This is a genomic window from Agrobacterium vitis, from assembly GCF_013426735.1.
In the GTDB taxonomy this organism is placed as follows: domain Bacteria; phylum Pseudomonadota; class Alphaproteobacteria; order Rhizobiales; family Rhizobiaceae; genus Allorhizobium; species Allorhizobium vitis_D.
The window spans coordinates 2122448-2140851 of the sequence record NZ_AP023272.1; the positions used below are offsets into that span (position 1 = coordinate 2122448).

Consider the following 18404-nt stretch of genomic DNA (forward strand, 5'->3'; position numbering starts at 1 on the left):
GGCTGGCTTATCCCCATTTCTCGGCGGCGAGGTGCGGCAAGTCGGTGCAGATTGAGATGTCGTCACCTGTCAGATCACCCCAAACATCCCATGCGGCGGCATGATCACGCCCGTGTAGTTCTGGAGAGACGAGCGCCACTTTCTTGCCGGCATCGAGATGCTTCTGGATGACATCTGAAGTGATCCAGTCAGAATAGAAGGCATCCAGCCACACGCCTTGGGCCTTGTCATAAAAGGGAGGCAGCGGTTCGAGTTCGGAATGGCGGGTATAGGTTATAAAGCCATTATTGAGATAGCCGATGGCATCAGGAACAGCCATATCGAAGCAGAACAGATCGGTTATCCCGGCACCCTCCAACGAGGCGCGGAGCGCCTTGTGCAGGCCGTCTGCCTTGATGTTCATGGCAATCGTGCCTGATCCGGCATAGCTGTTGTGCAGATCCAGAAAATAGTCGAGATCCATCACTTGGTCGCCGACGGGCATGTCATGCGCGATTTTCAGCACGCCATTCTGGTCGCGCGTGTCCGTCTCGACCCCGAATCCATTTTCAAAGGCACGCCTGAAAGCCGTTTCACTGTTTTTTTCGACAGGTTCCAGCCACCAGCCCCTGTGCGCGAGAATTTTCATCGCTCTTTCCATTCAAACGTTGCGAAATAGATGCTTCACCGGCCACTGCAAATTCCTGGGAATTAGCCGGGGTTGAATTGAGGAAAGCTCTTCCTGTCGATGTGATAGACGGCAAGATAGTTGTTCTCTCGGAAAAAGTTCGGGTTCTGGGTATAGGCAAAGGCATTCGTCCATCTCATTGGATGGATCTGTTGATGCACCTTGGAGACAATCCCGGCGTTGCAGAATTCCATCGCATGGGCGATGCCTTCGACCATCGTGAACGAGAAACCACCGTAAAGAGCCATGTAGAACTGGTAGGTGATATGGTCGAATACGCTGTGGACGAGCCGTTCCACAAATTGCAGGCTGGTGTCCCAGCCAATCCACTCCAGAAAGCCCGGTATGCTCTTGCCCGAATAGACCGGAATATCCCACCACCAGGTATAGATGCCCCAATTGCCGGAAATGGCCTGAATTTTTTCATGATCGACCGCCGGTGCCAGCATGATGGACGAGGCGTGCATGATCTGCCTTTCGGCCGAGTGGTTTGCAGTCAGAGTACCGCCGTACCAGCGTGCTGCGGAAACAACGCTTGCGGCGGCCTCGGTCCAGCCCGTTTTATTGAGAATGAAGGTCTCGGCATCGACGCACAGGAGATAGTCGTAAAGCTTATGGGCGAGAGAAAGCGCCAGGAATTTCTTGACCGTCGGCCAGGTTCTACCCTCAGCGACGACCGACAGCGCACTGCCTGAGAAATAATCCGACAGCACGATGGACGAGTAGTTCAGGAAAGGGGATGCCTGATGCATCTCTCTGAACTGCAGGCGATCGGCATCGGTGGAGAAGACGAAAATGATGTCGTAGTCGGCACCAATGCTCTGAAACAGCAGGTTGATGCCATAGATGAAATAGGCGTCGTGAATGGGCACGATAAGAGCGGTTCTGTTCCGCGGCTTCCGTGCCTCGCCGCATTCCGTCAAGAGATGAACGCCACGCTCTCCCGGCAGACGGAACTGTCCCTCCATTTCGATGCGTCCGTCGATAGACCTTACGGTATCGAATCGCGTGGTGACGGCAGCGTTCTGGTTCAGAAACTCGACCGCCCCGCCTTTCACGCGCCAGGAGTTTTCATTGGTATGGGAATATCCGCGCAGCCAACCGCCGCTCTCGAAGGATATCTGCGATGCAAAAACCTGTTCGGCGCCAGCTTTACCGAAGGTCCACACACGCTCCTTCATCAGTCGCTCAAGCGACAAATCATCAAGGCCGATCGTCATTGTTGCACTCCTATCCGCAGTTACAAGGCACGGTAGGAAGGCAAACTTGTATGAAGCTGTCGGTCTTCGTTTCACTTGCCTGAGTGGTTGAAGCCGACAAAGTTTATGCGGGACCCTATGCAACCAATAGCGAGCTACAGCTTAGCTTTGAGCATTTCCAGGAAAATTGGAAACTGGTTTTGCCACCCGGAAATGGGCAAAAACAAAGAGCGTTGCTGCGATTCCATGAAAATCAGAAACGCCCTCGTGTACCAAATATGGTGCACGAGGGCGTGTTGTAAAAACCGGTAGGCTGTGGCGAATTATACTTATGCGGCGACCGCCGCTTTTGCCGTTGCCAGTTTGCGTTCGGCGCGTTCCTGCTGGGGCGAGCGATTGTAGAATTCGCGGTAGCATTTGGAAAAATGCGAGGCGGAGACAAAGCCGCAGGCGACGGCGACTTCCACCACTGGCATCGAGGATTGCACCAGCAGATGCCGGGCGCGGTCAAGGCGGATTTCCAGATAGTAGCGCGCTGGCGAGCGGCCCATTTCCTGGCGGAACAGCCGTTCGATCTGGCGGCGTGACAGATCCACCTTGTCGGCGATATCAAGCAGGGACAAGGGCTCGGCCAGACTTGCCTCCATCAATTCGATGATCTGCAAGACCTTGTTGTTCTGCACGCCAAGGCGGGCGCGCAGCGGCAGGCGCTGGCGGTCTCCGGCAGCCCGGACGCGGTCGGTCAGATGCTGTTCGCAGACCCGGTTGACGAGGCCCTCGCCAAAATCCTGGCCAATCAGGTTGAGCATCATGTCAAGCGAAGCGGTACCGCCCGCGCAGGTATAGAGATTGCTATCGACTTCATAGAGATCGGCATAGACCTCGGCCTGGGGAAAGGCTTCGGAAAAGCCCGGCAGGTTTTCCCAGTGGATCGCGCAGCGCTTGCCGTTCAAAAGTCCGGCCTGGGCCAGCACGTGGGCGCCCGTGCAAAGGCTGCCGACCGCGACGTTGCGGTTATAGGCTTCCCGCAACCAGGCGTTGACGGATTTGTTGTTAAACTCTTCGACAAACACGCCGGAACAGACAATCGCCATATTGGGCCGGTTCTCACCGGCCAGGAAACGGCGCTCATCGGCAAGCGACGAATCAACCTCGATGCTGATGCCCGACGAAGACGACACCTTGTTGCCATCGACTGAACAGAGCCGCCACTCATAAGCCGCATAGCCCAGCATCCTGTTGGCAATGCGCAATGTTTCGATGGCGCCCGCAAACGGCAATAGCGTGAAATTCGGGACAAGAAAAAAGACGATATTGCGTTTTTTGACAGGCGTTTTGCTCATGATGCCACCGTGCTGAGGAGATCTGCTAGAATTGACAGTTTTTAATTCCGCCAATAGCTCAAAAACGACAATAGCACGATAGAAACCGACTACAACAATTTGACCTCGTTATTGCTAGATCATTTGTGGGTGTTTCATCAGCAAGGTATCACTGGGCACGGCGAGCAAGCGAAAGCATCAACTTATTGAAGAAAAACGATATTCTTATTAACGGCCCTCGGAAACAAGGCCTGAAACAGCCGTTTTAAGCCGTTTAAACCATGTCGCGTCGGGTCTGCCACGTGTCGTGTGCAGGCCAGCCAAGATCCTTGCGCATATCGAAAGGGGCTTCTGCCAGCGCCTTTTCCATGGCGCGGTGTTGCCGCCAGGATTCTAGCTGACTGAACCACGTGGCAATGGCATGAAAAGCCGACTCGGCGAGGATAATACTGCTGGTAAACAGCCGCGAAGGGCTGGAATGAGAAATGTAGGCCATGGAAAGTTCCTTTCGTTGATCTCGCCTAAGGACTTTCTGGTCCTGAGGCGGCAGAGACATCATCTGCCGTATTCATTGATCAATAAAGCGAATGTTTGTGATCTATCGCATCGCATATTGTGATCGGTTTGCTGTCCGGCTGTTCCGGCACGACGATGCCCACATCCGCCCGCAGGTATTCAGGCAAGCCATTAAGATGAGCCATCGCCTTTTCACGTGCCTGGCGTAGATGGCGTCTCTCCCGCCAGTGATGAAAGGCCAGCCAGAGCCGCAGCATGGGTGGAACGCGGCGGGGTGTTGTTTCGAAGACCATGCTTTTCACTCCTCCTGATGCCGATCGGCTTCGTTGCAAACAGTGTCAGGCGGAATTGACATTCAATCAAACGAAACGATATGATCTTTATGTTGAGAAAAATTGATGGTTGTCCAATGACCCTTTCCCAGTCTCCCTCCATGCCTTCCACCGTTCTGGCGGCGGCCAGTTTGCCGCTTCTGGATAATGATGTGCTGCGCACCTTCGTGGCGATTTCCGAGGTCGGCAGCTTTACCGCTGCCGCAGACATGGTGTTTCGCACCCCCTCGGCGGTATCGATGCAGATCAAGAAGCTGGAGGATCAACTGGGCGTTTCGCTGTTTCGCCGTGACGCTCGCTCCGTCACGCTGACTCCGCATGGGGCTTTGCTGCTCAGCTATGCCAAGCGCATTCTCGCCCTGAACAATGAGGCGGTGGCGCGGTTTTTGGCGCCCGAGATGAATGGTGTGGTGCGGCTGGGATCGCCTGATGATATCGGCGAACTGGTCCTGCCCGGTATTCTCACTCATCTGGCGCGCACATGGCCGCATCTGGCCATCGAGGTGACGATTGCCGGTTCTGTGGAGCTGCGCAAGGCGGTGAATGAGAAGCGGCTGGACGTAACACTGTTCAATTTTCTAAACGGCATCGCCGCCGATCCCACAATGACAGTGATGAGCGAAAAGCTGGTCTGGGCCGGAAAAAAACACGGTCAGGCCCATCTGAAAACGCCGCTGCCGCTGTCTGTCTGGGATGAGAGCTGTGTGTGGCGCAAGCGCGCCATGAGCGAATTGACCCGCCAGGGCAAGGAATTCCGCATCGCCTATTTCTGCGGTCACCACGTCGGGCAATATGCGGCGATCCGCGCCGATATCGCCGTCGCGCCGCTTGCCCGCTTCCTGTTGCAGGAGGATATGGTGGAACTGACTGAGCAGGATGGAATGCCGGATCTTGGCAGTTATGAGGTCGGTCTTGCCGTGTGTGAGGATGCGTCGCCGCCGGTCAAGGCTGTTGCCGATTACGTGCGTTGCGTGCTGGGAAATCGCGGCTGTGTCGGCACGGCGGTGGCCGCCTGAGCGGATAAAGGCTATTTAGCGACAGGGCTTGGAACCGCCTCGTTCGATCTCTACATCCTGAAGGTCGCCCCAAAAGGGTTATGCAAGGGTCTACGCAAAGGAGATGGCAGATGAACATGCCGGTCTTGTCCGCGACGAGTGAAGGTGTCGTTGCTAGCCGTCGTTCGCCGGTGCGGGTGATTGCTGATCTGATCCGCAATCCGCTGGATGCCCTGCCGCCGCAGATCTATGATCATAAGCTGGTCTATTCGCAGTTTGGCGATGAGGTGCGGCTGCATGTGATGGACCCTGAACTGATCCATGAGGCTCTGGTCAAAAATGCAGCTGTGCTTGGCAAGGGTGAAGACGTTCGCCGTGCGCTGGGTCCTGCCTTGGGGCAGGGGTTGTTGACCGCTGATGGCGCCCATTGGAAATGGCAGCGACAATCCGTTGCCGCCGGTTTTCAATGGGAAAAGCTGAGAGGCTTCCTGCCGGCGATGGTTGCCGCAGCCGAACGCCGCCGTGATTCCTGGCAGGCTGGCGAGACTGTCGATATCGGTCATGAAATGATGCAGACGACATTCGACATCATTGTTGAGACGATGATGACAGGGCGCGACAGGATCGATGTCGCGCGGGTCGAGCAGAGCGTTACCGATTACCTCGAACCGACGGGCTGGATGTTTGCACTTGGTATGTTGAAGGCGCCGGAATGGATACCCTATCCCGGCAAGGGAAAAGCAAGTCGCGCCGTGGACTATTTGCGGTCCGCTATGGCCACAATGATTGCCGAGCGGCGCGCTGAAGGCGTGGAACGTGCCGATCTGATCTCGATGTTGCTATCGGCTCACGATCCGGAAACAGACCGCGAAATGAACGACGAGCAGATCATCGACAACCTGCTGACCTTCATTTCCGCCGGGCATGAAACCACCGCCCTTGGGCTTGCCTGGACATTCCATCTGCTGGCAAAGCACCCGGCTATCGAGCAAAAGCTACTGGACGAGTTGGGCCGTGTGGTGGGGGATGGTCCGGTTCTGGCCGAGCATGTCGAGAAATTGACCTATACCAAACAGGTTTTCAACGAAGCCATGCGGCTCTATCCGCCAGCGCCGGTCATTACCCGGACCGCGAACGAGGCGTTTACGTTGGGCCAACACCATATCCAGGCGGGTACGATATTGCTGGTGCCAATCCATGCCATTCACCGCCATAGCCTGATCTGGGATAGGCCTGACGTGTTCGATCCCGACCGTTTTGCGCCCGAAGCGGTTAAAGCACGGCATCGTTACGCCTTTATGCCGTTTGGGGCAGGGCCGCGCATCTGTATCGGCAGTGCTTTTGCAACCATGGAGGCCGTTGCCATTCTGGCGGTGCTGGCCAAGACCTTTCGTCTGCGCAACAAGAGCGAGGTGACACCGGAGCCGACGATGCGCATTACCCTGCGGCCGAAGAAAAAACTGATCATGGAGATTGAGAACCGGCGGGAGGACGTGCCGGTTTCAAGCTGAACCAGAGTGCTCTTCGCTACCATATGCCTTTGGTGAGGCCCGTCCACAGCCAGCGCCAGAGGGTCGGCGGAAAATAGAGGGCGGACGGCCCGCTCGGCGCGATAGGGGTCAGCTTGCCTTCCAGGGCGTCGCCAACCGCCTGGCAGGCGATGGGAAGGGCTGCTGCGGTCAACAGCATTGGATAGGTGGAGATGAAATCGCCGGAGCTAGGCTGCGCACGCACTTGGTAGAGGACCGCGCCTGTATCGGTGCCCTGATCGACCAGATGCACCGTTGCGCCGAAATTGCCGCGATCGCCTTTTGCCAGCGCCCAATAGCCACCCATCTGACCGCGATAGGCCGGATTGATGCCAGCATGAAGATTAAGCACGGGGCAGGGCATGCTAGCCAGAACTTTTGCCGTCATCAGCCGGGTGCTGACCAACAGGATCACACCGGGAGAGAGCTGTTGGATCGCCTCCTGGGCCTCGGGACTGTTGATGCTGCGCACCGTAGTCACTGGGATCTGCGGATTGAAATGGGGATTGGCGGCAAAGTCCCGGCAGATCGTTTCTGTGCGTTTTTGGGCTGCCCGGCGCATGAATTTGCCGGCGGCCATGGTGGCGAGCTGACCAAGTGCTGCCACGGTTCCAACCCGCCGTTGACGGCGTCGAAAAATCTCCGCCTTGCTTTCCTGTTCTTCCAAGAGGACCTGCACGTCACCGAAACGGGCTTTCAGCGCGTTGACCACCATCCACGGGTTTGGCCCCCCGGCGGTCATCACCAGAATTGCGCCTTTGCCCTGCTGCTGCCCCATGATCAATCCCCTCAAGCGCTGCTTTAGCCCATGTTATCTATTGTGCTCGCGAGCAGGCTGAACCAAACTTTCATAGGCGCGGATATCAGTTGGCGTAAATGTTTGGTTAAAAACGCCGAAAACTTTGGGTGCGAATGAACTTTTTTCGAGTTGCCGCGTTCATGCCAATGCGAGGCACCTGTGGTGCCCGATTATCATAATAGGGGTTTATCCAATATGAACACGAAAAAGCTCGCTGCCGTTGCTGCTCTCTTTGTTGCCGCTGCCGCATTGTCGTCATGCGGTAACACGATCCGTGGTATGGGCAAAGATACAGCCAATACCGTGAACGCCACGCAGTCGGCGGGCAACAATGTCGCCAAGGCTGCTAAATAACGCAACCTAACAGCAGTTTTGCTTCACGCCCTTAAAGGGATGAAGCAAAGCTGCTTCGGGAGAGGGAAGAGGAGTTAGGTTCATGTCCATGCATCTGGTTGCCAAAGTGAGTGCTGCTTATATTCTGGCGGTTGTCGTTTCGGCCGCTGGGCATGTCGCCTTCCAGGGTCCGCCGATTCAATTTGCGGGCCAAACTCAGGAAGTGGGCGTTCTGACCGCTTCCGCCCAGCAGTAAGAGTGGCGTCAACGGCGGGATACAGCTAACTTTTTTGCTCTACTCCCTCGTGAAACTTGCGTATTGGTGTCCGTGCCAGAAGACGGACCAGAAGGGGTGCGCCTTCAAATATTTGATGTGAGAGTTCACTTTTGAGATTTTGCTCGGAAAACGCGCTCCGTTTGAAAATAGTCATTGGGCTTTTTGCGTTACTGTCTCCGCTTGTCGTTTCTCTAGAGCGCGCTGAGGCAGAAGAACAGAATTGTCGTGACCAGATGGAAAACGGCGTTGCTTATCGTGTCTGTCGATTTGATCCCGCCACGCGCACAATTCGCATCTTCAACCGTAATGCTGACGGCGTGATATATGGTGGGTTCGATGCGTTGCGAAACCAGCTTTGGCAGCAAAGACTGATCCTGACCTTCGCCGTCAATGGCGGTATGTATCACTCCGACCTCAGTCCCGTTGGCCTGTTCGTGGAATATGGCGTGATGCGCAAGCCAGCCGAAACCGCCGATGGCTGGGGCAATTTTTACCTGAAGCCGAATGGCGTGTTTTTTCTCAAAGACGGCCATGCTGGCGTGCTTGAGACCGGACAATTCGAAGCCCGGAAGATTGATGTGGATTTCGCCACTCAATCCGGCCCGATGCTGGTCATCGATGGTGTTCTTCACCCGAAGTTTCTCCCCGCCAGCGACAGTTTGAAAATCCGCAATGGTGTCGGTATCGATGCCAGCGGACAGGTGGTGTTTGTGTTGAGCAAAGACCCTGTGCGTTTCTACGATATGGCCGCGTTCTTTCGCGACCGATTGGGCGCGGCCAATGCACTTTATCTGGACGGGACGATTTCAAGCCTTGCCGAGCCGCTGGCTGGCCGAATCGACCGGGCCTATCCGCTCGGGCCGATCATTGCGGTGGTGGAACCGCGCCCCAACTGATACATGTGATGCTGATAGGGTGTCAGTCGGCATCCGGCCTGAACGGTTCCTGTCGCAGTGGCAGGGCTGGTACGTCGATGTGATCCGGTTCCAAGCCAGCCTTTTCTCGCTCCACCATCATCTCAAAAGCGCGTTCCAGATGGCGGGTGAAGCGTTGCGTATCAAACAGTGGCGCGCGCAGCCGGTTGTCGGCAATCGTCTGACTGAGTGCGGCGAGCCTGGAACGATCCTGCGCCAGATCTGCGGCCAGACGCACCATGTCGTCCGGCGTTTCGGCCACCAGTTGTGGAACGCCGAGCGCCGTCAGCAGGCTTTCAGAGACCCTTGATGCGAAATTGCTGCCCTTGAAAGTAATGACCGGCAGGCCCGCCCATAGCTTGTCCGAGGTCGTGGTGTGGCCATTATAGGGATAGGTATCAAGACCGAGATCGGCCGCCTGCATTCGGGCAATATGCGGGGCGTAGCTTTCGGCCCCAGTGAAATGAAGGCGTGAACGATCGATACCGCATCCGGCCATAAATGCGGCCAGCCGGTCGCGCTGCTCGCGCCCGGCGCAGAGAACCCAGAGAATGGATGAGGGAATGGCGTCCAGAATTCTTGCCCAGAGACGCGCGGTTTGCGGGGAAATCTTGCGAACCATGTTGAAGGAGGCCAGCACGAAGGCATCCTCCGGCAAATCGAGCACCGAGCGGGATGTGGCCGGTGGCAGCGGGCGATAGCGATTGTCATTTGCCTGATAGGTTTCCGGCAATCGACAGAGCCTCTCGTGATAATGGGGTTTGGATGAGTCGGGTGTGACGATCGGGTCGCCGATGACGTAATCGCAATCGATCCCATAGGCGGAGCCTGGAAAACCGAGATAGGCGACCTGCAATCTGGCCAGGCCACTGTTGATCAGATCGGCGCGGACATCTTTGGTATGGCCTTTGAGATCGACCAGAATATCAAGGTCAAAGCCGCGGATGAAATCGCGTGCCGTACCATCGTCCATGGACAGGATATCGTGAAGATTGGGGTAGGTCTGCCGCAGCCCGCGATCCAGCTGCCTGATATCCTCTGGCGTGTGACAGAAAAGGTGGATCTCGAAGCGGGCGGCGTCGTGGCCCAGCAGAACACTTTGCAACAGCCGCATGGTTGGATGCTGGTCGGAAAAATCCGACGAAAGATAACCGACACGGATTTTTTCCCCGAAACGATGGGGTAAGCTACGGCGTGCCTGGCGCGATTGCACCGTAAACGGCTTTCCGCTGGCCATGCGGGTCTGGCGTGCGTTGATCGCCTCGTCGTCACACCACAGCATATGCTGGTAGGGATCGTCGATGTTAAAGAATGCCGGATTGGTGCCCTCTCGCATCGCAGCCATCAGTGCGTTGTCGCTGGCTTCGATTTCCTCGAGGCACAATTGTCCTCGCAGCAGCCGCCGATAGGTTCTCTGCTCTTCCGGGTCGAGCGATGCGAGCTGTTGGGATGTTGGCACTTTGCGGATCAGCGAAAGCGCCTGCTCCCCCTGATCAATCTGCATATACAAACGCGCAGCCATCAGGAGAAACATCCGGCGATTTTGCGGCTGCACATCCGCCACCCGGGCGTAAAGCTCGGCAGCCTCGAGTTTTTCCTCCAGCTTTGCATGGCATTGCGCCGCCACCAGCAGCATATTGGCATCCGGCGGACGTTTTTTCAAAAGTGGATGCAGGCGGTTAAGGCAGGCGCGCAGATCGCCCTGCTTATAGGCCTGTAAAGCCTGGATGAAGGCTGGGGACGGACCCACGTTCACAGCGCTGATTTTGGATAGGCGCGTTCCAGGCCGCCGGAGCGTGTCAGCCCCTGGCGAAAGGCCAGGTAGGCGCCATGCTGGCTGGATTTGGCAATTTCCATCAAGCGGATCTGCATCCGGGCCGGGCAGCTATTGCCAAGCCATTCGCCACAGCGCTCCAGCTTCAAGGAGTTGAGGAAGCGTTGACCGGCGGATTGTTCAAGGTAGGCAAACAGGCCTTCGGCAAAGGTCTCGTCCTGCTTGGGGTTTTCCAGCATTAGGGCCAGGAAGGCCTTGTCGTCATCAGAGAATCCACCCAGCTTCATGGCGACGGTGTCTCGGTCGGTAACGGCGGTGGCGGACATGATGAAGGTCTCCTGCTGTCTTGGCTTTTGCCCGGCGTGTCTGTTGTGAGTCTCTACCGATATTATCTGCATTGGTTCTTAAACAATCGTCGCTGGAGCAGAGCTTGCGATTTTATCAACTGAATAATTCGCGGCAGTGTTTGGTGATCGACCATTTGACTCCGTTGAGCCTTGCGTGAGGCTTGCGGTCGGCTTCATCCGCTGGTTGACACAGGTGCCGCAACGTTTGACGGTAGGATATCGCTGTTCGTCAAAGGCGAACCAAATGCGGCAAAGCTTTGCGGATATTGTATAATTACCCATTTCGAGTCTGAGCTGGGAAAATTGTCTGAGAGCTGATCCCGCCTGAATGCTATTTTCTGCAATGGGGGCTTGTCATGGGCCCGCATTTTTCCGGAGTGTTTCTATGGCCGAACTGACTATCTGCATGCCCAGCCATCGCCCGCTCGACGGTTCGCGCGCTGCCATCGACAGTGCGCTTGCTTTTTGCGAGGCGCGGGACGCCCTGCTGGTGGTCAGCGACAATTCCGGCGATGCCGCCAAAAAAGCCTATTTGCAAGACCTTTCTCCCCGGTTGACCTATGTGGCAAGCGAGGCACAAACGGCCTTCGCCAATATGTTCAACGCTGTCGAGGCAGCCTCCACGCCCTTCATCATGCCGATGGGCGATGATGACGGCATCATTGCCGAGGCGGATCAGGCACCTTTCGATCTTGATGATCTGCCCTTTGATTACGTTGGCGTGCTGCCGGTAACCGAAAGCTTCCTCCAGCGATCCGAAACCGGTCCGGTTCAGGCCTTTGCCCTGGAAGAATATGATCCCGGCGAAAGAATGCTCGCCTATCTACAGAACAGCCCGACCAACAATGGCGGTTTCTATTCCATCCTGCGCCGCGAAGTCTGGCTTGCGACAATGGATCTGTTTCTGCGCTCCCATCCGACCAAGGCAGCGACATGCGATTGGGCCATTGCACTATCCCTGTTTGCGACTGGAAAAATGGCGCATGATCCGTCGATCCGCTATCGCTACAATGCCGCAAAATGGGCTGAAAAGGCGCAGATCGATGCGGAACGCAAGGTTATGCTGCTTGAAGCCGGACTGCCGGAGAGTGCGGTTCATTATGAAATGCTTCTGCTGTTTCTCGATGTTTTCGTGCTGATCAACCGGGTCGGCTCTCCGCTTTCCATTGATGAGCGCCAGCGTCTCGGCAAATTCACGGTCAACCGGTTTCTCGGCAGCTTTATCAAGGAGGTGGCCGATTCTCCTGAACTTTACGCCGAAGGCGTCACAGGCCTGGCGGAAATGGTGCTGGAAGAAACCGATAGTTTCACCCAATTCCAGATCGCCATGCTGATGGCCGAGCGGCTGCAACCGGGTCTCAAGGACAAATACGTTGCCTTCATTCAAGCTTCTATTGCTGGAGCGTAATAGCTGGCGATAGCAATGCTGACCCATGCGATTCTGAATTGAAGAACATGGCGGCAAGGCAGTGGGGACGATCTCCTGCTTGCCGCCAAGATTCTTTATTCCGCCGCTAGCGCCGGTTGGAGGCTGTGCGCGGGAGAGACCATGGCCGAAAGGATGATCGACAGGTCGATGGTGCCTATCTGGTGCCCTGCTTTATCGGTCACTTGCGCCTCTGTGACGCCTTGCTCGACCATGGCCCGGGCCGCCGTTTCCAGCGTCGTGCGGGCGGCGAGCTTGAAATGGCCGGACTGGCTGTGCGCTGGGGCCATCACCGTGCCGATGCGGATCACCCGACCGCGATTGACCTCGCGCACGAAGGCGGAGATGTAATCGTCCGCTGGACGCAGCACGATATCCTGGCCGCTGCCCTGCTGCACCACCTCGCCGTCCCGCAGAATGGCGATCTTGTCGCCCAGACGCAAAGCCTCGTCCAGATCGTGGGTGATGAACACCACTGTCTTTTGCAATTCCTGCTGCAAGTCGATCAGCATGGTCTGCATATCGACCCGGATCACCGGGTCCAGCGCGGAATAGGCCTCGTCCATCAAGAGGATATCGGCATCGGTTGCGAGGGCCCGCGCCAGACCGACACGCTGCTGCATGCCACCGGAAAGTTGGTTAGGATAATGGTTTTCAAAGCCCGGAAGCCCGACCCGCTCGATCCAGTAATGCCCCTTGGCAAGGCTTTCCTGCCGTGGCATGCCCTGAATATCGAGGCCGTAGAGAACGTTTTCCATCACGGTTCGATGTGGCAGCAGGCCGAACTTCTGAAAGACCATCGCGGTTTTCCGACGCCGGAAATCGCGCAGCTGCGCAGGTGACATGGCGCATATGTCGGTTCCGTCATAGAGCACTTCGCCCGCCGTCGGTTCGATCAACCGGTTGATATGGCGGATCAGCGTGGATTTGCCGGAGCCGGAAAGGCCCATGACCACGGTGATCTCGCCACCGGGCATGTCGATGCTGATGTCGCGCAGGCCGAGCACATGGTGATGCCTGTCATTCAACTCGGCCTTGGTGATGCCCTGGCGTACGGCGTCGATATGGGCTTTCTCATCGGGGCCGAAAATCTTGTAGAGATTGCGGATGTCTATGCCGTGACTAGCCATGCAGCACCTGTGTATGTTTCTGGAGGCGTTTGCCATAGGCTTGGCTTGCCCTGTCGAAAATGATGGCGATTGCCACAAGGGCAAAGCCGTTGAGCAGGCCGATGGTGAAGAACTGGTTGGTGATGGCCTGCAGGACGTTCTTGCCAAGCCCGCCAACACCGATCATCGAGGCGATTACCACCATGGCCAGCGACATCATGATCGTCTGGTTGATGCCCGCCATGATGTTGGGCAGCGCCAGCGGGATCTGCACATTGAACAGTTTCTGCCTCTCCGACGACCCGAAAGCATCTGCTGCTTCGATGGCCTCGCGGCTGACAAGGCGGATACCGAGATTGGTGAGCCGGATAATCGGCGCGATGGCATAGATCACCACCGCGATCAGGCCCGGCACCTTGCCGATCCCGAAAATCATCACCACGGGGATCAGGTAGACGAAGCTCGGCATGGTCTGCATCACGTCGAGCACCGGGTTGAAGACCGACTGCGCGCGGTCGGACCGCGCCATCCAGATGCCCAAGGGAATGCCGATGACGACGGCGCAAAGCGTGCAAACGGTCACCATGGCAAGCGTTATCATGGTATCCTGCCAGAGACCGGCCATGCCGATCAACACCATGGCAAGAACCGTGCCGAGCGTAATGCGCCAATTGCGGCTGACGCCATAGACTATGGCGGCCAGTGCGAAGATCATCACAATCCAGGGTGTATCAACGAACAGCGCCTGAAGCCAGTTCAGGAACCATTGCAGCGGCAGGGTCAATCCGTCGAGGAAATCGCCATAGGAGCGGACGAACGTCTTGAAGCCGGTATCGACGGTCTTTTTGAAACTCCGCATCAGAGTGTCATCGACCGCCGGAAACTGGCAGAGGAGGGTGGGGATATAGCTACAGATAGCGGATGCCATATGTGCTCCTTATCGTGCGGATCGAAGCCAATGCCGCTGTGTTCGGCTTTATCGATGTGGCCTGATCATTGTATTGCGGGGCGCGGTGGCATGGCCAAGCCGCTGCGTGGGTGACGGTAGAAACATGTCTACCGTCATGCGCGAGTGATTGAATTCATCACGGATGAGAGTTCGCGGAAAGGCAGCCTTCCGAGCTTTGTCAAAGAGCGGCCTTGACCTTTTCAGCGACGTCAGGCGAGACCCATTGTGTCCAGACATCGGGATAGGTCTTCAGGAAATATTCAGCCGCATCGGCATTGTCAGCCTGGTTTTCGCTCATCCAAGCCAGAACCTTGCCGATGGTTTCATTGTCCCACTGGCGTTTGCCGACATAGTCCATCGTCACGCCTGCCTTTTCGGCAAAGTTCTTGGTGACGACACTATAGACATCCGTGACCGGATAATCGTTGACACGGGGATCTGCACAATCGGCAACCGAGGTGCAGCGGTCCCATTCCGCCTTGTCGAAGGGAGTATCCATGCCAAGCTTGACCATATCATATTTGCCGAGAATGGCGGTCGGCGCCCAATAATAGCCAAGCCATCCCTGCTTCTTTTCAATGGCATTGGCAATCGAGCCGTCCAGCGCGGCAGACGAGCCGCTATCGACAAGCTGGAAGCCTGCATCGTCACCCTTCAGCGCCTTGTAGATATTCTCCGTGGTGACCTGGCAGGCCCAACCGGATGGGCAATTGGTAACAGCGCCCTTGGACGAATCTTCCGGGGCGGGAAAAAGCTCGGGATGTTTCAGCGCGTCCTGTACAGTCTTGATGTCGGGATGCTCATCGGTGATATATTTCGGAACCCACCAGCCCTCAACGCCACCATCCTTCAGAATGCGTGCGGCTTTCAGCAGGCGACCGTCCTTGACGGCGTCCGCTAGCGGCTTTTGAATCGTATTGACCCAAAGCTCAGGGGCCAGATCCGGCTCGCCTTTTTCATTCATCGAGGTAAAGGTCGGCATGGTGTCACCAGTCACCAGATTGACGGAACAACCATAACCGCTTTCCAGAATGATCTTGTCGACATTGGCCGCAACGCCGGCTGAGGCCCAGTTCATTTCCGCAATGGAGACCGAACCGCAATCGGCAGCCTCGGCAGAACCGGCCATGCCATACAATCCGGCGGCGAGTATCGTGGAAACGATCAATGTCCTCATATCGTGGAGTTCTCCGTTTTATTGGCGCATGTTTAGCGCATGGGCGTGATTGTTTCACGCATGACAGCCGATCCCGGTCGCATATTTCGCAACCCGGGTCGGGCATATTGGATGGAAGGACCGCTCGTCGGCGAGCCTGCCGGATTGTGAAGTCCGGGGTAGTCCCGAGGCAGTCCTTGTCTGTTTACGACAGCGACAAGGGTAGGGTCTTGGCCGTATTAATCAACCCCTTGCGGCTTTTTGTTCGAATAAATGTCGCATAAAAGCCATTAAGCATCGTGGAAACGCACATGCTCTCATGGGTAAATCCGAGCGCTCCAACATCCCAATGAGCCCTCAATGGATTGAAAAAAGGCAGGAATCCGGCGCTGTCAATTATGCCGGTTCCCGCTGGCTCTGTATCCTTTTCAGGAAAAACTGTGGAAAAGCCAATCTTTGACCGCCATTGCCTTCCGGCGGGCCGCAGGTCATACCACAAACCATCGACATGAGGTCTGGTAGAAAGACGCGCGGCCCATTCTGAACACGGTTGCGCTTTGAACCAAATTGGAGGAGCTGGCAAACGTCATGACACGGATGGTTATGCTCCAGGGCACCGGCTCGGATGTCGGCAAGACGGTGCTGGTGGCCGGCCTTTGCCGCCTGGCGAGGTTGCATGGGCGCGTCGTGCGTCCGTTCAAGCCGCAGAACATGTCAAACAATGCCGCCGTGGCTGATGATGGCGGGGAAATCGGCAGGGCGCAATGGCTCCAGGCCTTGGCCTGTGGCGTGCCATCTTCGGTGCATATGAACCCGGTTTTGCTGAAGCCGCAAAGTGAGACCGGCAGCCAGATCATCGTGCAGGGTCGCATGTTTGGCCAGGCGAAGGGACGCGATTACCAGCGGCTGAAACCGCAATTGCTGGGTGCCGTGCTTGATAGTTTCGAGGAGATAAAGGCCGGGGCTGATCTGGTGATTGTCGAGGGGGCGGGGTCGCCAGCCGAGATCAATCTGAGGGCTGGCGACATCGCCAATATGGGCTTTGCCACCCGCGCCAATGTACCGGTAGTGTTGGTTGGCGATATCGATCGCGGCGGGGTAATAGCCTCGCTGGTCGGCACCCATGCCATCCTGCCGGAGGAAGACCGCCGGATGATTTCTGGCTATATCATCAACAAGTTTCGCGGTGATCAAAGCCTGTTTGCCGATGGCATCGGAGCCATTACCCAATATACCGGCTGGCCGAGTTTCGGCATTGTGCCTTGGCTGAAGGCTGCTGGCCGCTTGCCACCGGAAGACAGCGTGGCACTGGAACGATTGAGCCGCAGTTCGACAGGCGCTTTGAAGATCGCCGTACCGGTTCTGTCGCGTATTGCCAATTTTGATGATTTCGATCCGCTTGCCTCGGAGCCTTCCGTTGATCTGGTCTATGTACGTCCCGGCGAACCCTTGCCCGCCGATGCGGCGCTGGTGATCCTGCCCGGCTCCAAGGCAACGATTGGTGATCTGGCGGACCTGTGCGCGCAGGGATGGGACAAGGACCTCATCCTCCATCGTCGGCGTGGCGGGCGGATCATCGGCATTTGTGGTGGCTATCAAATGCTTGGCAACAGTGTTGCCGATCCGCTGGGGCTGGAAGGTGCGCCATGCCGCGTTGAAGGCCTGGGTCTGCTTGAGATCGACACAGAGATGGCACCGGAAAAGACCGTGCGCAATAGTGCGGCCCATTCATTGGAATATGACATGGCCCTGAGCGGCTATGAAATCCACCTCGGTCAGACCGATGGCCCTGATTGCCAGCGTCCTGCCCTGACGATCCGTGGCCGCGCTGATGGGGCGGTTTCCGCTGATGGAAAGGTGATGGGTACCTATCTGCATGGTCTGTTTGCCAATGACGGCTACCGCGCTGCGCTGCTGCAAAGCTTCGGGATCAGCAATGGTACAGTAAACTACCGGCAAAGCGTCGAACAGGCGCTGGACGATCTGGCTCGTGAGCTGGAAAGCGTGCTGGACAAGGCTTGGTTGGACCGGCTGATCGGCTGATCACTGTTCCGGTTCAAGTGGTGTGCGGCGGCGGTTCAACGCATCGGCAATCATCCAGACGCACAGCGCCCAGGCGCCGCCGACCGTCCAGCCCGCGATGATATCCGTTGGCCAATGCACGCCGAGAAACACCCGGCTGATCCCGATCAGTAGCGTCAGGAACAGGCCAGCACCGAAGGTAAAATAGCGCAATTGCCATGTCGGCTGAGCGCGGGCCAGCATGGCACCAAGCGTCAGATAGGTAATGGCCGACATCATGGCGTGGCCGCTTGGAAAGCTCATGGTTTGCACGGTGACCAGATGCGGAACAACATCCGGCCTGGCACGGGAAAATAACAGTTTCAGACCAGATTCGGCTAAGGCTCCCAGCGAAATCGCCAGCCCGACAATCATGGCATTGCGGGTTTTGCCCGCCGCAAGCAGATAGAACACCGTCAGCACGGTGACGAGGGTAATCACCGTGAAGCCGCCAAGACTAGTAATGTCGCGCACTGAATTGACCAGCCAGGGCGGGCCGATTGTCAAGCCGGGATCGTCCTTGATCCGGAGCGCCAGCAATATAGCACGATCGAAGGCATGACTTTCCTGATCGAAGACGTCTTCTGCGATTTTTGCAAACAGCAACCCAAGACCGGCCAATACGGTCAGACTGGCGAGAAGGCGCGGCTCAATCCGGTCGCGCAGACGTTCAGGCAGAAATTTCAAGGCGTGCTCCGG

Annotated in this window: 19 protein-coding genes; 7 read left to right on the forward strand and 12 right to left on the reverse strand. The window is 56.7% G+C overall.

Annotated features, from left to right (window positions below; genetic code table 11):
- Window positions 1–7: 7 nt before the first annotated feature.
- From H1Y61_RS09760 to H1Y61_RS09780, 5 genes are all read right to left on the reverse strand, one after another.
- Complete coding sequence (locus H1Y61_RS09760) at window positions 8–628, reverse strand: phosphatidylinositol-specific phospholipase C/glycerophosphodiester phosphodiesterase family protein (RefSeq protein ID WP_235680679.1); 621 nt, start codon at window positions 626–628, stop codon at window positions 8–10.
- A 62-nt stretch (window positions 629–690) separates the two neighbouring features.
- Window positions 691–1887: a hypothetical protein gene (locus H1Y61_RS09765; protein WP_180572487.1), complete on the reverse strand. Its 1197-nt coding sequence runs from the start codon at window positions 1885–1887 to the stop codon at window positions 691–693.
- A gap of 308 nt (window positions 1888–2195) precedes the next feature.
- Window positions 2196–3209 (reverse strand): GlxA family transcriptional regulator, encoded by a 1014-nt coding sequence (locus H1Y61_RS09770; protein ID WP_015916280.1) that lies wholly within the window; start codon window positions 3207–3209, stop codon window positions 2196–2198.
- A 253-nt stretch (window positions 3210–3462) separates the two neighbouring features.
- Window positions 3463–3684 (reverse strand): hypothetical protein, encoded by a 222-nt coding sequence (locus tag H1Y61_RS09775; RefSeq protein WP_071205023.1) that lies wholly within the window; start codon window positions 3682–3684, stop codon window positions 3463–3465.
- Between the two features lie 79 nt (window positions 3685–3763).
- A complete protein-coding gene (locus H1Y61_RS09780) occupies window positions 3764–3997 on the reverse strand; it encodes a hypothetical protein (RefSeq protein ID WP_180572488.1) in 234 nt (77 codons plus the stop codon).
- Between the two features lie 116 nt (window positions 3998–4113).
- Between H1Y61_RS09780 and H1Y61_RS09785 the strand changes: the two genes are divergently transcribed.
- Together H1Y61_RS09785 and H1Y61_RS09790 are read left to right on the forward strand one after the other, a co-directional pair.
- A complete protein-coding gene (locus tag H1Y61_RS09785; RefSeq protein WP_235680680.1) occupies window positions 4114–5052 on the forward strand; it encodes a LysR family transcriptional regulator in 939 nt (312 codons plus the stop codon).
- Window positions 5053–5162: 110 nt separating this feature from the next.
- Window positions 5163–6542, forward strand: coding sequence for a cytochrome P450 (locus H1Y61_RS09790; protein WP_180572489.1), 1380 nt, complete (start codon window positions 5163–5165; stop codon window positions 6540–6542).
- A gap of 16 nt (window positions 6543–6558) precedes the next feature.
- Here H1Y61_RS09790 and H1Y61_RS09795 read toward each other — a convergent pair whose 3' ends face one another.
- Window positions 6559–7338: a formyl transferase gene (locus H1Y61_RS09795; protein WP_235680681.1), complete on the reverse strand. Its 780-nt coding sequence runs from the start codon at window positions 7336–7338 to the stop codon at window positions 6559–6561.
- Window positions 7339–7554: 216 nt separating this feature from the next.
- Here H1Y61_RS09795 and H1Y61_RS09800 point away from each other — a divergent pair, with 216 nt between their 5' ends.
- From H1Y61_RS09800 to H1Y61_RS09810, 3 genes are all read left to right on the forward strand, one after another.
- On the forward strand, window positions 7555–7713 hold the full coding sequence (locus H1Y61_RS09800) for an entericidin domain-containing protein (RefSeq protein ID WP_070165145.1): 159 nt from the start codon (window positions 7555–7557) through the stop codon (window positions 7711–7713).
- A gap of 82 nt (window positions 7714–7795) precedes the next feature.
- Window positions 7796–7948 (forward strand): hypothetical protein, encoded by a 153-nt coding sequence (locus H1Y61_RS09805; RefSeq protein ID WP_180572490.1) that lies wholly within the window; start codon window positions 7796–7798, stop codon window positions 7946–7948.
- A gap of 254 nt (window positions 7949–8202) precedes the next feature.
- On the forward strand, window positions 8203–8865 hold the full coding sequence (locus H1Y61_RS09810) for a phosphodiester glycosidase family protein (protein WP_180572491.1): 663 nt from the start codon (window positions 8203–8205) through the stop codon (window positions 8863–8865).
- Window positions 8866–8887: 22 nt separating this feature from the next.
- On the opposite strand, the gene H1Y61_RS09815 is transcribed toward H1Y61_RS09810, so the two are convergent.
- Together H1Y61_RS09815 and H1Y61_RS09820 are read right to left on the reverse strand one after the other, a co-directional pair.
- The gene (locus H1Y61_RS09815) at window positions 8888–10639 is read right to left on the reverse strand and encodes an O-linked N-acetylglucosamine transferase, SPINDLY family protein (protein ID WP_180572492.1); all 1752 of its coding nucleotides are present in this window, start codon (window positions 10637–10639) and stop codon (window positions 8888–8890) included.
- The gene (locus tag H1Y61_RS09820) at window positions 10636–10986 is read right to left on the reverse strand and encodes a hypothetical protein (RefSeq protein WP_409050044.1); all 351 of its coding nucleotides are present in this window, start codon (window positions 10984–10986) and stop codon (window positions 10636–10638) included. Before H1Y61_RS09820 ends, H1Y61_RS09815 begins: the two co-directional genes overlap by 4 nt.
- Window positions 10987–11389: 403 nt before the next feature.
- Here H1Y61_RS09820 and H1Y61_RS09825 point away from each other — a divergent pair, with 403 nt between their 5' ends.
- The gene (locus H1Y61_RS09825; RefSeq protein ID WP_180572493.1) at window positions 11390–12412 is read left to right on the forward strand and encodes a glycosyltransferase family 2 protein; all 1023 of its coding nucleotides are present in this window, start codon (window positions 11390–11392) and stop codon (window positions 12410–12412) included.
- Between the two features lie 95 nt (window positions 12413–12507).
- Here the strand turns inward: H1Y61_RS09825 and H1Y61_RS09830 are convergent, their stop codons facing one another.
- From H1Y61_RS09830 to H1Y61_RS09840, 3 genes are all read right to left on the reverse strand, one after another.
- Window positions 12508–13560: a quaternary amine ABC transporter ATP-binding protein gene (locus tag H1Y61_RS09830; protein WP_180572494.1), complete on the reverse strand. Its 1053-nt coding sequence runs from the start codon at window positions 13558–13560 to the stop codon at window positions 12508–12510.
- The gene (locus H1Y61_RS09835) at window positions 13553–14467 is read right to left on the reverse strand and encodes an ABC transporter permease (RefSeq protein ID WP_180572495.1); all 915 of its coding nucleotides are present in this window, start codon (window positions 14465–14467) and stop codon (window positions 13553–13555) included. The genes H1Y61_RS09830 and H1Y61_RS09835 overlap by 8 nt, the downstream gene beginning before the upstream one ends.
- A gap of 199 nt (window positions 14468–14666) precedes the next feature.
- Window positions 14667–15665: an ABC transporter substrate-binding protein gene (locus H1Y61_RS09840; RefSeq protein ID WP_180572496.1), complete on the reverse strand. Its 999-nt coding sequence runs from the start codon at window positions 15663–15665 to the stop codon at window positions 14667–14669.
- A 567-nt stretch (window positions 15666–16232) separates the two neighbouring features.
- Between H1Y61_RS09840 and H1Y61_RS09845 the strand changes: the two genes are divergently transcribed.
- On the forward strand, window positions 16233–17687 hold the full coding sequence (locus tag H1Y61_RS09845; RefSeq protein ID WP_180572497.1) for a cobyric acid synthase: 1455 nt from the start codon (window positions 16233–16235) through the stop codon (window positions 17685–17687).
- Here H1Y61_RS09845 and H1Y61_RS09850 read toward each other — a convergent pair whose 3' ends face one another.
- Window positions 17688–18392, reverse strand: a complete 705-nt coding sequence (locus H1Y61_RS09850; RefSeq protein ID WP_234903336.1) for a phosphatase PAP2 family protein — start codon at window positions 18390–18392, stop codon at window positions 17688–17690.
- Between the last annotated feature and the right edge of the window lie 12 nt (window positions 18393–18404).